12 protein-coding genes are annotated in these 13520 nt (G+C 45.4%); 9 read left to right on the forward strand and 3 right to left on the reverse strand.

The features are described from left to right. Window positions 1–379: 379 nt before the first annotated feature. Window positions 380–556 carry a hypothetical protein gene (locus tag A3860_RS41245; protein WP_158085349.1) on the forward strand — a complete coding sequence of 59 codons (177 nt, stop codon included), beginning with the start codon at window positions 380–382 and terminating at the stop codon, window positions 554–556. Window positions 557–562: 6 nt separating this feature from the next. On the opposite strand, the gene A3860_RS25285 is transcribed toward A3860_RS41245, so the two are convergent. The 3 genes from A3860_RS25285 to A3860_RS25295 form a co-directional block, all read right to left on the reverse strand. Beyond that, a complete protein-coding gene (locus A3860_RS25285; RefSeq protein WP_081151305.1) occupies window positions 563–1153 on the reverse strand; it encodes a class I SAM-dependent methyltransferase in 591 nt (196 codons plus the stop codon). Between the two features lie 24 nt (window positions 1154–1177). Further along, complete coding sequence (locus A3860_RS25290; protein WP_081151307.1) at window positions 1178–2455, reverse strand: class I SAM-dependent methyltransferase; 1278 nt, start codon at window positions 2453–2455, stop codon at window positions 1178–1180. A gap of 118 nt (window positions 2456–2573) precedes the next feature. Beyond that, the gene (locus A3860_RS25295; RefSeq protein ID WP_081151310.1) at window positions 2574–3251 is read right to left on the reverse strand and encodes a response regulator transcription factor; all 678 of its coding nucleotides are present in this window, start codon (window positions 3249–3251) and stop codon (window positions 2574–2576) included. A 313-nt stretch (window positions 3252–3564) separates the two neighbouring features. On the opposite strand from A3860_RS25295, the gene A3860_RS25300 reads away from it, so the two are divergent. The 8 genes from A3860_RS25300 (at window position 3565) to A3860_RS25335 (ending at window position 13511) form a co-directional block, all read left to right on the forward strand. Further along, window positions 3565–4254: a response regulator transcription factor gene (locus tag A3860_RS25300; RefSeq protein ID WP_081151314.1), complete on the forward strand. Its 690-nt coding sequence runs from the start codon at window positions 3565–3567 to the stop codon at window positions 4252–4254. Between the two features lie 57 nt (window positions 4255–4311). Further along, window positions 4312–5169: a 3-hydroxyacyl-CoA dehydrogenase family protein gene (locus tag A3860_RS25305; protein ID WP_081151316.1), complete on the forward strand. Its 858-nt coding sequence runs from the start codon at window positions 4312–4314 to the stop codon at window positions 5167–5169. 10 nt (window positions 5170–5179) lie between these two features. Then, window positions 5180–6247, forward strand: a complete 1068-nt coding sequence (locus A3860_RS25310; RefSeq protein ID WP_081151319.1) for an HAD-IIIC family phosphatase — start codon at window positions 5180–5182, stop codon at window positions 6245–6247. Further along, complete coding sequence (locus A3860_RS25315; protein WP_081151322.1) at window positions 6238–6498, forward strand: acyl carrier protein; 261 nt, start codon at window positions 6238–6240, stop codon at window positions 6496–6498. Before A3860_RS25310 ends, A3860_RS25315 begins: the two co-directional genes overlap by 10 nt. After that, on the forward strand, window positions 6495–7628 hold the full coding sequence (locus tag A3860_RS25320; protein ID WP_081151325.1) for an acyl-CoA dehydrogenase family protein: 1134 nt from the start codon (window positions 6495–6497) through the stop codon (window positions 7626–7628). Before A3860_RS25315 ends, A3860_RS25320 begins: the two co-directional genes overlap by 4 nt. A gap of 15 nt (window positions 7629–7643) precedes the next feature. Next, on the forward strand, window positions 7644–8378 hold the full coding sequence (locus A3860_RS25325) for a thioesterase II family protein (RefSeq protein WP_081151328.1): 735 nt from the start codon (window positions 7644–7646) through the stop codon (window positions 8376–8378). A gap of 199 nt (window positions 8379–8577) precedes the next feature. Then, window positions 8578–9084 (forward strand): UpxY family transcription antiterminator, encoded by a 507-nt coding sequence (locus A3860_RS25330; RefSeq protein ID WP_081151331.1) that lies wholly within the window; start codon window positions 8578–8580, stop codon window positions 9082–9084. Continuing rightward, window positions 9084–13511 carry a type I polyketide synthase gene (locus A3860_RS25335; RefSeq protein WP_081151334.1) on the forward strand — a complete coding sequence of 1476 codons (4428 nt, stop codon included), beginning with the start codon at window positions 9084–9086 and terminating at the stop codon, window positions 13509–13511. The genes A3860_RS25330 and A3860_RS25335 overlap by 1 nt, the downstream gene beginning before the upstream one ends. Window positions 13512–13520: the final 9 nt, after the last annotated feature.

The following is a 13520-nucleotide window of genomic DNA, read 5'->3' on the forward strand; positions in this document are numbered from 1 at the left end:
TATGGAGATGCCTTTCAGGCGTTAACGTAAAGCAAGAAGCGAAAAATGTGGAGATAGGCATGGCCGTGGATTGTACCTCTTAATATGCAAATGTTTGAAAGTCAAAGGAATGTAAATTCTGTATTGGGAAGTAGGGCCTTTCTTTTACTTTTCCTTGTTTTTATCAGCTTTCTTAACGTAATGCTTATCAGGACTGTAGTCTAACAGATTCCTTTAATTTTCCTGCGTTTTTTTTGTTGGACGATTTCCTGTTAATTTCGGATAGCAGGTGCGAGGTACAATATTTAAAGATTTTGGAGAAATTATTGCACTAATATGCTCTTTAATGCTTTGTTGTGCAATAAAGGAGACCCTAACGCATCAGCACAAATCGTACGAAATGAGCAGTAATATCAGAATACAGAAAGTTTGTTTGCATTGTAAAAAGGTGTTTACGGCCAAGATCACCGTAACAAAATTCTGTTCCGATGATTGTGCAAAGCGCAATTATAAACTGCGTATTAAGGTGAAGAAGGTAGAGGCATCTGTAAGCGAAGCCATGCTGTCAATTAAATAATAGTTTTTATGCTTTAGGAAGAATCGACCCTTTTAAATAGACCTGGCAATACCAGGAACCCCGTTGATTGGTTGATACCTGTTGCTCCCTGATCGAATAATTCATCCCGATGGAATTTAGTAGCCGCCGATTTTCTTCCGTATCATAGATGGAGAGGATCATATGCCCTCCCTGTTTTAAGAAATGCGCGTACTGCACCAGCAGTTTCACAGGTTCCCTGGCATAGTACAGTGATTCATTAAAAATGATCACATCAAACCTACTTTTTGGGATATAAGTTTCCATGTCGGCCCGCACATACTGTGTAGTTTGATCACATAGCCTTCCGGCTTTTTTAATAGCTACCTCTGAAATATCAATGCCCAGGTAACTTGAATAACTTCCTGGTGGCATCCTTGATTGTAATATACCTTCACCACATCCTACCTCCAGGATATATCCATTGCGTCCATAGGCCTGCACCGCCTGGATGATCGCATCATATCGTTGTGCTTCAAGGTCGTCGTTCAAATAATCCCACATGCCTTTACGGTACTGGTCGTTCCAATCGGATCTTCTGCGGCCGGCCAGACTTTTTTTCAGGAATTTCAAAATCATAATAATTGAAGATTGACATTAAAACTATACAGCTGCCAGAAGGAAGGGATACCCCGACGTGGTCAATTTTATCCGGATCTCATTCACCTCATAAAAATCGTCTCTTACCTTCAATTGGTGCAGAATATCCTTCATTTTAATTCCGGGATGGGCGGCCTGGTATATTCTCCTGATCAAATTATCAGTAATAGTGGCGGGTATAGGAAATTTCAGCGGTTTCTCATTCAATAAATACCCTTTGTTGTTGTCCAGATAATATGTGTTCAACAGCATGGAAGATTTGGAAAAACTTGTTTCCAGGAATTCACTGCAGATTGACTCTTCGCTGCTTCTTTTTATTGTTGCATCTTTTCTCTGCAAATAGAACCACAGCATCGGCGAGTTGTTCATCATTAATAAATTCGATATCTGCCAGCGTTTAACATCCGGTAAAGCGTTGTATTGAGCCTTCAGGTATTCATCTGTAAATTTCATATTCCATGTAACCCTGCCAGCGTCTATATCAAATTGATTCTGGCAGGGCTGTAAGTATTGCAGGTTGCAATTTTCCAATAATTCTCCCAGCGATTCAACCGTATAGCTGTATTCATTCGGTTGAATAAGCTGATCGACCATCTGTGCTTCGGGCATGTTGACATGTGCAGACAGATAACTCTTCATTAAGCCATCATATTGAAAATCGGCCAGCAATTTTTTGATCAGCGTAAGTTCGAGGTCGAGGTCGATGGTGGAACTGGTGTCATAAAAATTACGGATCGCCTTTTGACAAGCCACCGATGCTATCCGGTGATAGAAATTATATACCATGAATTCCATGATGCCATTTTTCTTCAGCGCCCTGGATATCCTGTTCAGGGTGATCTCAGGATTTGCATTATGGTGAACTACTCCCGTGCAAATGATATAATCGAACTCCTCTTCATAGTCAACCTGGTTTAAACTTTTTTCTTCCAGCACCAGGTTCTTAACGCCAATCTGATCTGCATTTTTTCTACAGGTATTGATCGACTGGGTTGACAGATCTGTTCCATATACCTGGGCCTGCGGGAATTTCAACGCCGTCAAAAGCGCCTGGTTGGTGCCGCAGCCGGCAACCCATATTTTAAGATCCGTTGGAATTCGTTGATGCTCCCAGTTACCTATATCCTGGTTCAGGAACAGGGTAGTAACATCCGCAGGATATGAATGAATAACAGAAGGAGGCCATGGATAATTAAATCTGCCGTAGAATTTTTTATTGATCTGATCAATTTCTTCATTGGAATCGATAAGGGTTAGGTTAAAAACATCTGTGTTGCTCATACGTTTGGTATTTGAAAGTAAAATAGTGTTTATGGTTTGGATGAAAATGGCGGTAAATACTCATGTTATACTTTCGGGTAGATTCCGCCAACCGAATGCTGTTCGATATCACATGATGTCATTGCATTGCCAGCGTTGTTTGGATGGATATGATCCCGTTTTTAAGCGCATGTTTGAAGAGCCCGATAATTGACTTTACCTCAAGTCTTTCTTTCAACTCCTGTTTCAATTTCTCGACGGAGCTAACACTTAAATACACGGCAGATGCGATCTCCTGGTTACTTTTTTCTTCCCATAATAACTGGACGATCTTTTTTTCCCTCTCTGTTAAAATGTAGGCGGGGCTTTTCAATTGCCTGTTGATCTTTTGTTCTTTGTCGATATAAAGCGCCTCGGTGAACAACTTGTTCCTGTAAATCCTGTTTTCAGATGCCGCCACAATAGCCTGCAGAAGATTGGCTGGCTCGTCTGCCTTGGACAGATAGGCATAAATGCCCAGGTCCAGTAGTCCGCTGATGATCTTCAGGTCAGTACACAGGGATACGATGATGATCTTGATATCAGGAAATTCATTTCGCAGGATAGTAACGGTGTCAATACCGTTCATTCCCGGCATGAACAGATCGAGCAGAACAATGTCGACCGGGACCTTTTTCAACTTGCTTAATAATTCGAATGCATCTCCTGTCTCCAGGTTGATGGAAAGGTTTTTTTTTTCAGAAAGAAAATCCACCAGGAGCTTTCTAAATAGAGCGTGGTCATCGGTAATGGCCACATTGATAGGTTTAAGAATCATGATAAAAGAATTTGGTTGGGTGAACCGGCATGGGCCCTGGTTCCATCATTGTAATTTAAATAGCTATCGATATTTATTTTTTACGGATAACCAGAAAGTATTTTATGGCAGCGCTCAATTATACTCGTAACCATGTCTCTATTTTTGAGAACGGACCCGGGCATAGATTTGTTGAGTCGAAATGTGAATACGTGAAGAACGTAGACCGGTGTTAAGTCACACGAACATGTACACACAAACATAATTGTATGAGTGTATATATACGAGTAATGGTAATGAAAACAAAATGTTAAATCCTTTTTAACATCCAGGCATGCGAATGCAAACTATTAATTTGGCTATTGTCGATCATCATACGCTGTTCAGAAAAGTACTGAAGAATTATCTTTCGGGGCAGGACAATATTTTTGTCACGATACAAGTACGCACGATGACTGAACTGTTGGAAGAACTTAAATACAAACCCGTTGATATCCTTCTGATGGATCTGTTCATGCCCGGGTTGAACGGACTTGAAGCTGCCGAAAGGATCAGGCGGGAATATCCGGCTATTAAAATATTGATCTTATCCGTAAGTATGGATATGGATCTTATCAGCGACCTCATCGATGTTGGCATCGATGGATTTGTATCGAAATCGGATGAGCCGGAAGAATTGATGCACGCCATTTACGACATTGCGAATAACAGGGTCTGCAGGAGCCGGTGGTTCACAGAGGCGTTGTACTGGAATAAACAAATTACTATCAAAATAAATATGAACGGCGGCCGTAGCATTCTGAGCGACCGTGAAAAAAAGATCCTTCAATTGCTATGGGAGGAAAAAAGCAATAAGGAAGTGGCGGAGGAACTTTTCCTCGGCATTCGAACCGTGGAAAGGATCAGGCAGGAAATGAAGGAGAAGGTCGGGGCCAGTTCAACAGTGGGGCTCATCAAATTCGGACTCGAACAAAAGATCATCAGGACGCTAATGAATACTGCTGAACGATTCTTTATCAGTTAGAAATACTACCGTTGAACGAACCTAACACCCACTATTAATAATATTAAAGCTGCTGTAATGACAGGCAACAAAAAGATCGCAGTCATTGGTGCGGGCACCATGGGTACAGGGCTGGCGCTGAACCTTGCTATTTTCGAATACGAAGTTATATTGATCGACGCCGATCCCCAGGCGTTGCAAAGGGCTGAAGCAAAGATACCCGGTGATCTGCGCTTATTCAGGATGATGAATTCCGAAAAAAAATGGCCCACATCGGCAGAACTGTTGGCACGCATCGTATTCACCACCGAATACAAAGAACTGGAAGATGTACGTATCGTTATAGAGAATATCCCTGAGGATTGGAACAAAAAGGAAGCCCTTTACAGGAATATCAGGGGTGTATTTGATCCGGAGACGCTGTTCGCCATCAACACGAGTTGTATAGCAATAACCAGGGCTGCAGCCTGTTTTCATCGGCCGCAGAATGTTATAGGAACGCATTTTATGAACCCGGTACCATTAAAAAATTTTGTAGAAGTAATAACAGGTTATCATACATCGGAGCATACGGTAAACACTATAAAGACGTTCCTGGCCTCTTTCGGAAAGAAGTGTGTGGTGGTAAAAGACTACCCGGGTTTTGTATCGAACCGTCTTTCTCATTTATTTATGAACGAGGCTGCTTTTTTGTTGCAAGACCAGGTGGCTTCTCCCAGGGACATTGACCTCATTTTCACAGAGGGGTATGGGCATGCCATGGGACCGCTGGCTACGGCCGATCTCATTGGCCTGGATACAGTGGTGAACTCCCTGGAAATTTTGTGCAATAGTTATCAGGACCCTAAGTTCAGGTGCTGTCCGCTTCTGGTAAAAATGGTGCAGGCGGGTATGCTTGGCAGAAAGACAGGACAGGGTTTTTTTAAATACACGTGAAAAAGAATTTATGAATGAGAAAGAGCAACGACACAGCAAGGATGTAAAATGTCTTATATGGGACCTGGATGATACGTTGTGGCATGGAACCTTGTCTGAGAACCCACAGGTAATTCTTAAACCAGGGATCACCGAAGTATTGGAAAGCCTGGATCACCGCGGCATTCTGCTTTCCATTGCCAGTAAGAACAATTTCGACGACTGCTGGAGAAAACTGGAAGAGCTGCGCGTGGCGCATTATTTCCTTTATCCGCAGATCAGTTGGAATGCGAAATCCGCCGCGGTAGACATCATCGGAAAAAAAATGAATATCGGTCTCGATACGATCGCCTTTATAGACGACCAGCCTTTTGAAAGGGAGGAGGTTGGCAGCACACACAGCGAAATACAATGTATTGATGCGGGCGATTATCTTAACCTGCTGAACTACCCGCGGTTTAATCCGAGGTTTGTGACCGAAGACTCGGCCCGGCGAAGGGAGATGTACCAGCAGGATATCCGGCGTAACGAGCATGAACAACAATTCTCAGGGCCGAAGGAAGCGTTTCTGGCAACGCTGAATATGGTGTTTCAAATATCAGACGCCGGGGAGTTTGATCTACAGCGTGCAGAAGAGCTGACGGTTAGAACAAACCAACTGAATGCCACGGGAGTTACTTACAGCTTCGAGGAATTGCATTTTTTCAGCAACTCTGACAAGCATGACCTGCTGGTTTGTGAATTGACAGATAAATATGGTTCCTACGGAAAGATCGGCCTGGCATTGGTAGAGAAGCGCGTAGATGCCTGGCAGTTACGCATGATGTTGATGTCGTGCCGGGTGATGTCCCGGGGGGTAGGAACTGTTCTGTTAGCCTATATTATGAATGAAGCCCGGCGAAATGGTGTAAAGCTGCGCGCCGACTTCAGGATGACTGACCGGAACAGAATGATGTATGTCACCTATAAGTTTTGCAATTTCTATGAGATATCCAATGATGGAACAGGCAATATAGTCTTTGAGAACGAACTTTTGCAAATACCGGAGTATCCCGATTACATAGATCTTAGAATAAACAGAAATGCAATATGGAAGTAAGAGAAAAAATCCGACACTTCATAACTGCCAATTTTATTATTTCAAATGAAGAGGCCGATGTGTCATTTGAAGACCATGAAAATATTTTTTCGCTCGGTTTTGTAAACTCAATGTTTGCCATGAAGCTGCTGAATTATATCGAGAGCGAGTTTGGGTTCAGGGTTGATAACGACGATATTAACATCAACAACTTCAAGAGTGTAGATAATATGGTGTTACTGGTCAATAAAATGAGAGGGGCACTGACATGATAACTGAAGTAGCCGGTCTCATTGATGAGGCAAGGGCCTTTGCTGCAATGGAAATACGGCCGTATGCTGCCACATTCGACGAAGAACAGCAAATCTCCGCCGGCCTGATCCGGAAGATGGCGGATAAGGGATACCTGGGAGCCAGTTTTCCGGCAATGTACAATGGTTTGGCATTGGATGCAGTGAGCTATGGTTTGCTGACCGAGCAGATCGGAAAGGCATGCGCGTCGACGCGATCGCTGCTGACCGTGCATACATCCCTGGTGGGGGAAGCGATCCTCCGGTTTGGAACAGAAAGCCAGAGAATGAACTGGCTACCCGAAATGGCCGCTGGCAATAAGATAGGCGCTTTCGCCCTGACTGAGCCGGGCGCCGGATCAGATGCCAGAAGCATCGTGACTGCCTACCGGCGGCATAAAGACAAATATGTAATCAATGGTCGAAAGAAATGGATATCCTTTGCCGCCATCGCCGATTTTTTCCTTGTGATTGCGAGGAACGGAACAGACATATCGGCATTTATTGTAGATGCGAAGAGCCCTGGCGTTTCTGTAGTTCCCATGAAGGGGCTTTTGGCCAACCGGGCAGCACACCTGGCAGAGATCGAATTCTGTGAGGTTGAAGTTCCGGAAGAGAACAGGTTGGGAAAAGAGGGATTCGGTTTTACTTATATTGTCAATACTGCACTTGATCATGGTCGATATAGCATTGCCTGGGCAGGGCTTGCGCTTGCGCAGGAAGCGCTCGAGGCAATGAATGCCTATTCAATTCAAAGAAAACAGTTCGGCCGGAAGATATTCCTGCATGCTCCGGTACAGGCTATCATTGCCGAAGCGACCACCGGCGTGCATGCAGCAAGGTCATTGTGCCTGCGGGCCGGCAGCATGCGGCAGACAAAGCATAAAGATGCGCTGATGGAGACGATCATCGCGAAGTGTTTTACCGCTAAATTGGCAATGAAAGTGACTACAGATGCGGTGCAGGTGCATGGCGGTAATGGCTGTAGCAAAGAATACCCGGTAGAGCGTCTTTTCAGGGAAGCCAAGATCCTTGAGATCATAGAAGGAACTACTCAGATACACCAGGAGGCCATTGCTGAATTCAGTGTGCGCCAATATGGAATGAGATAAAATAACTCGAATAATATGAATGCAAAAAAGATAAAACTTTTTTGTTTGCCCTATGCAGGAGGCACGGCTGCTTATTATGATAAATGGAAGCCATTACTGTTTCCATGCATTGAAATGATACCGGTGGAGCTGGCAGGCAGAGGTAAGCGTATGCATGAGCCTTTCTCTGATGATGTATCAGTTATGGTGGAAGATGTGGTTGCCAGAGTCAGTACAGAGATTAATGATTCAGCGCCTTACGCATTTTTCGGCCATAGTATGGGAGGCCTGCTGGCCTACCTGGTTGCCTGCCGGCTGGAAGAGACGAGGGGCACAACCGCTGCGCATCTGTTCATTTCTGCCAAGGGGGCGCCACACATTCAACGACCCGACAGAACACCTTATCATTCGTTGCCCCGGGAGGAGTTTGTTTCGGCAATTGTAAAACTGGGAGCCACACCGGCTGAGGTATTTGAGTATGATGAGCTGTTGGATCTTTTCATGCCGTTGCTGCGATGTGATTTCAGGATCGGTGAAACCGTGTTGGCCGAAAAAGATATCAGGCAGCTGAGTTCGGATATAACCATTCTCACCGGCAGCAATGACGATATTTTACAGGAGCAGGTAGAAGGATGGAAAAGCTACACCCGGAAGAAGTATAATATACATGTATTTGACGGCGGTCATTTTTTCATCAATGAACATGTGAAAAGTGTAACGGATCTTATCAATGATCAGTTTAAAAGATGCAGCCGGTGCCAGCTTCATTAGCGTATAATCCGCCATAAAATGGCTGGTTATAACAAACAGCGTTTTGTTTTTTTAAAATAATTTGAATAGCATTTCCCGCTCGGGAGATCTGTTCCTGAAAATTTCCTGACCTTTTATTTTCCTTTTTTTTTGCAGAGAAGTCCTGTTACTTACTGTAGCGATAGCCTTATTCTTTACTCAACCTTAATCCTGTTTCCGCATGAATGGTTTTAATACCGGCTGGTACCTGATCTATACCCGGCCACGCCATGAGAAGAAAGTATACGGTCAACTTATTGAACGGAGCATCAATTCCTATCTTCCTTTAAAGAAAACGCTCAAGACCTGGCACGACCGGAAAAAATATGTCGACGAACCATTGTTTCCCTCTTATGTCTTTGTTCAACTTGAAAATGGTGAAGATTATTACCGGTGTATGCAAACAGACGGGTATCTGTATTATGTCAGGTCTGGCAAGAGCGTAGCGCGGATCAATGACGCGTTGATAAATAATCTAAAGCTTACAGTAAATGATGAAAATGAGATCCAGGTGTCGGAACGCTATTTCGAACCAGGCAAACAATTGACCATTACCCGTGGTGTGCTCGCGGGTCTTTCCTGCGAGGTGGTGAGGCATGATGGCAAAGAAAAATTACTGGTGCGTGTAGAGCTCCTGAACAGGAGCGTTCTTATGACATTACCCGAAAAAAATTTAATAGCTATTTAATGAAAAATAAAAATAACAATAGTGGTTTGGAGATCGCTATCGTGGGTATCAGCTGCCGCCTGCCGGGAGCAGATAACTGGCGGCAGTACTGGGACAATCTGAAGAAGGGCATAGAATCGGTAGAGTTCCTGTCGGATCAGGAACTGATCGATGCGGGGGTAGACCCTGGTATGATGGCGCGTAAAAATTATGTGCCTGTAAGAGCTGCCATGAGAAAGAAAGACCAGTTTGACGCGTCCTTTTTTGGATACCGGCCAGATGAAGCAACCCTCATGCATCCTATGAACCGCATTTTTCACGAATGTGTGTGGGAAGCTTTTGAAGATGCGGGTTATGACCCCAGGCAGGTAAATGGCCCAATAGCATTGTTTACCGGCGGGGGAGATGATCTGAACTGGAGGATCCATTCGCATTTAAAAAATTCGCAGTTGCAGATAGATGGCCTTACGCTCAACCAGATCAATAATAAGGATTACCTGGGTCCGCTGCTGGCCTATAAATTTAACTTCAAAGGGCCGGTGGTAACGTTGCATACCGCATGTTCCACCTCGTTAGTTTCCGTTAACCTGGCCTGTAAAGCCTTGTTATTCGGTGAAGCAAAGATGGCCGTTGCGGGTGGGGTACATGCAGCTACCACCCGGGATGGAGGTTATTTATACCAGGAGGGAATGGCCAACTCGATTGATGGTCATTGCCGTGCTTTTGACAAAGATGCCAACGGAGCGGTCAGCGGTGAGGGTTCATGCGTCGTTGTTCTTAAACGGCTCGCAGATGCCATCGAAGAGGGAGATCATATTTACGCTGTTATCAAGGGCAGTTTCGTCAACAGTGATGGTGATAGAAGAGCTGGATTTACTGCGCCCAGTGTGGAAGGACAGGCTGAATGCATCAGGCGGGCGTATGCTTTTGCCAAAGTAACCCCTGATACCATCGGTTATGTAGAAACGCATGGTACGGCAACCCGCCTGGGCGACCCGATCGAGATCGAAGCGCTGAATATTGCTTTTAACAGGGCAACAGAAAAACATTGCGCCATCGGGTCGGTGAAATCGAATTTAGGACATCCCGATACGTCCGCAGGAGTGGCTGGTCTTATCAAGGCCTGTCTCTCCCTGAAATATAAACTAATACCTCCCAGCCTGCATTTCAATTCGCCCAATCCGGCTATTGATTTTGCAGGAGGGCCTTTCTATGTGAATACGGAACTGAAAGAATGGAACAGGAACGGAACGATGCCTCTTCGCGCTGCAGTAAGCTCCATGGGTATGGGCGGTACCAATGCGCATGTAATACTGGAGGAGGCTCCGGAAGAAACAGCATACGAACAGGGGTGGCCTTTCCGGATACTAACCTTATCGGCCAGAACGGACCAGTCATTAGCAAGATACACGAACGATCTGAAGACGTTTGTGCTAGAACATGAAGATATCAATATCGACGATCTTGCATTCACTTTACAAACGGGTCGCCGGCACTTTCCCAGCCGGTATGCCGGGGTGTTTTCAACCAGAGAGCAGTTGCTGTCCCTTTTGGATGCACAAGCCGGGAAACAATCTTCCGGTAAGATCATGGAAAAGCAATCGAGGCTGGTCTTTATGTTCCCCGGCGTAGGCTCGCAATACCTCAATATGGGAAAGGAGCTCTATCAGTCGGTGCCTGCATTCAGAACGGAAATGGATCTTGGATTTTCACTGATCAACCGGCTGATGGGTATTGATATCAGGGAAACGATCTATCCTACTGGCCGGGCAAAAGGGTTGCTCGATGAATCGCTGTATAATTATCCCCTGATCTTCCTGTTCGAATATGCGCTAGCGAAATGGCTGATGTCGACAGGAGTAATACCCGACTACATGATCGGGCATAGCCTGGGAGAATATGTTGCTGCCGTGATCAGCGGGATATTCACTTTCGAAGATGCGATGATGCTGATCCTCAAAAGGGCTGAAATAGTGATGAAACTTCCTGAGGGCGTAATGCTAAGTGTGGCAGCGGGGGAAGACGCTGCGGGTGGATATATCAGGGAAGGCGTTTCTCTCGCTGCGATAAACGGTCCGGGTCAGATAGTGCTGTCTGGAGAGCCGCAGGCCATGAACAGGCTGGCCGCTGAACTTGACCAGTGCAACACCGACTATGTGAAGCTGCGCACGGCACAGGCTTACCATTCTCATATGCTCGATCCATTCCTGGATGAATACAGGCAGCAGTTGGAAAAGGTACAATTTCATACACCCAAAATACCTATTATCTCGAATATGACCGGGGAGTTCGTTGAGCCGGAAGTTGCTGCCTCCCCCACATACTGGTTACGCCATATGCGTAATACCGTTAGGTTTTCTCAGGGGATCAAAACGCTGCTTAACCGGGATGAGGAGATGTTGTTTGTGGAGGTTGGTGCGGGCAACTCGCTCACCAGTTTGCTGAAGCAACACCAGGATGACGGCAGGGATATCTTTTCCCATTACCTGGTGCGGTCGCTGTGGGAAGAAAACAGTGATCTTCGGTTGGTATCGGCAACCCTGGCATCTTTATGGTCGCGGGGGTTAGAGGTAAACTGGAAGGCATTTCATGCGCATGAAAAAAGGAAGAAGATGCCATTACCTACCTATTCTTTTGAACCTGTTCGTTTTGATCATAAGGCTGATCTTTCCGCCGGTGCAGGCATGCTTGCCCTTCCGGGTAAAAGGTCCCTGGAAAACTGGCTGTATTATCCATCCTGGATGCAGTCAGCTACATTCCACCACATAGGCAGAAAAGATAAAGGGACATATCTCTTTTTTTCCCCTGGCAGGGAATTTTCCGGCTATTTTACAGGCCTGCTTGTGGCAAACGGTTGCCGGGTCATCGAAGTGTATACCGGTGAAGAATATTCTAAGACGTCTCCTGACTCATATATTATAAATCCCCATTCGCCAAACGATCTGCGAATACTGGTCGAAGATTGCCATCATGCCCGGGAGAACATTACTGACATCATTTATGCAGGGCATGAAGGTAATTTTTATACGCCTTTTTGGAAGGCTATTCAGGCCTTTTTGCAGGCCGGCCGCCTGGAAGGAAAGAGGATATTCCTTTTAACCGACAGGCTGTATAAGGTTTCCGGAACAGAGATGTTTTCAGCAGATGCTTCGCTGATGCCGGGCATACTGTCTGTTCTGCCCCAGGAGCAAGCGGTTACCTGTATGAATATCGATATAGATGTAAGCGCAGACCCGGCAACTTTTGCTGAAGCAGTAGTGGCCGAACTGCTGTGCGCCCGACAAATAAAACAACCATCCATTGCCGTCCGGGGCGGTCAGCGATGGGAGCTCGTTTACCGCAGGCTTCCCGGTATTGCGGATCATGAAAGAAAAATAATTAAGAAAGAAGGATGCTACCTCGTTACGGGTGGTTTGGGAGAACTGGGCCTTTTGCTCGCAACGTATTTATTAAAACAATACCAGGCAAGGATCATAGTGACCGGCGGGGAGGAACTCACCGGCGCCGGCATGAAAGACAAACTCCGCAGGCTGCAGAAGTTGAAGGAAATGGGAGGAAGTGTACAATACGTAAATACGAATATTGCAGACCGGGAGTCTTTCGAATCTGTGGTCACAATGATAGAAAAGGAACATGGACGCATTGATGGATTGATCCATACGGCGGCGATTATCGACAGAGCCCATGTTGAATTGGTAGAAGATCTTACTGAACAACGGGTACAGGAGATCTTGGTCCCGGTAGTAACAGCAGCAAAAAATATCTACGATGTTTTTAAGCACAAAAAACCTGACTTCGTATGGATCGCCAGCAGCCTGGTAGCTGCTGTGGGCGGACTGGGGTACAGCACTTATGCAGCAGCGTGTAGCTGGGTGCATCATTTCATAGCGTCGAAGTCTTCCGAATTACCTTCCTGGAAATGTGTGGGGTTGGGTGAGATGGCTTTTGATGAGATGGAATCTAATCCTGCTGTGCTGCATCCTTCAGAGATCAGGGGTTTGTTCGAGCGCACATTACAGTATAACAATTGCCCTGTCGTGTTCGAAACCATCACCGACCTGATGCAAAGAATAGAGGCTGTGAATAGTGCTGAAAATATTGCAGGTGCGGGAGAAGCTGTTGCAGAAATTGCGGCTGCAAAGACCGAGCGTCCCAGTTTAGAAACTAACTATATCTCCCCTGAAACAACTACGGAAAAAGAGGTGGTTAGCCTGATCGAAGGATTTTTTGGGATAGATGGAGTGGGTGTAGAAGACAGTTTCTTCGACCTTGGAGGCGACTCGCTGAAGGCAATGGTTTTCCTGCGATCAGTAAGAAAGAAGTTCATGGTCGATCTATCATTGAAAGCCTTCTTTCAGTTGAAGAATGTTCGTCAGCTGGCATTGGAAATAGATGATATCTGCTGGATCAATAGCAAGAAAGAAAAACAATTTGTCGTAGACATTTAACATACGTTT

The organism is Niastella vici, from assembly GCF_002077945.1.
GTDB lineage: Bacteria > Bacteroidota > Bacteroidia > Chitinophagales > Chitinophagaceae > Niastella > Niastella vici.

Coding starts and splice junctions, on each gene's coding strand:
- A3860_RS41245 (WP_158085349.1), top strand. CDS start 380: ATGAGCAGTAATATCAGAATACAGAAAGTTTGTTTGCATTGTAAAAAG.
- A3860_RS25285 (WP_081151305.1), bottom strand. CDS start 1,153: ATGATTTTGAAATTCCTGAAAAAAAGTCTGGCCGGCCGCAGAAGATCC.
- A3860_RS25290 (WP_081151307.1), bottom strand. CDS start 2,455: ATGAGCAACACAGATGTTTTTAACCTAACCCTTATCGATTCCAATGAA.
- A3860_RS25295 (WP_081151310.1), bottom strand. CDS start 3,251: ATGATTCTTAAACCTATCAATGTGGCCATTACCGATGACCACGCTCTA.
- A3860_RS25300 (WP_081151314.1), top strand. CDS start 3,565: ATGCGAATGCAAACTATTAATTTGGCTATTGTCGATCATCATACGCTG.
- A3860_RS25305 (WP_081151316.1), top strand. CDS start 4,312: ATGACAGGCAACAAAAAGATCGCAGTCATTGGTGCGGGCACCATGGGT.
- A3860_RS25310 (WP_081151319.1), top strand. CDS start 5,180: ATGAATGAGAAAGAGCAACGACACAGCAAGGATGTAAAATGTCTTATA.
- A3860_RS25315 (WP_081151322.1), top strand. CDS start 6,238: ATGGAAGTAAGAGAAAAAATCCGACACTTCATAACTGCCAATTTTATT.
- A3860_RS25320 (WP_081151325.1), top strand. CDS start 6,495: ATGATAACTGAAGTAGCCGGTCTCATTGATGAGGCAAGGGCCTTTGCT.
- A3860_RS25325 (WP_081151328.1), top strand. CDS start 7,644: ATGAATGCAAAAAAGATAAAACTTTTTTGTTTGCCCTATGCAGGAGGC.
- A3860_RS25330 (WP_081151331.1), top strand. CDS start 8,578: ATGAATGGTTTTAATACCGGCTGGTACCTGATCTATACCCGGCCACGC.
- A3860_RS25335 (WP_081151334.1), top strand. CDS start 9,084: ATGAAAAATAAAAATAACAATAGTGGTTTGGAGATCGCTATCGTGGGT.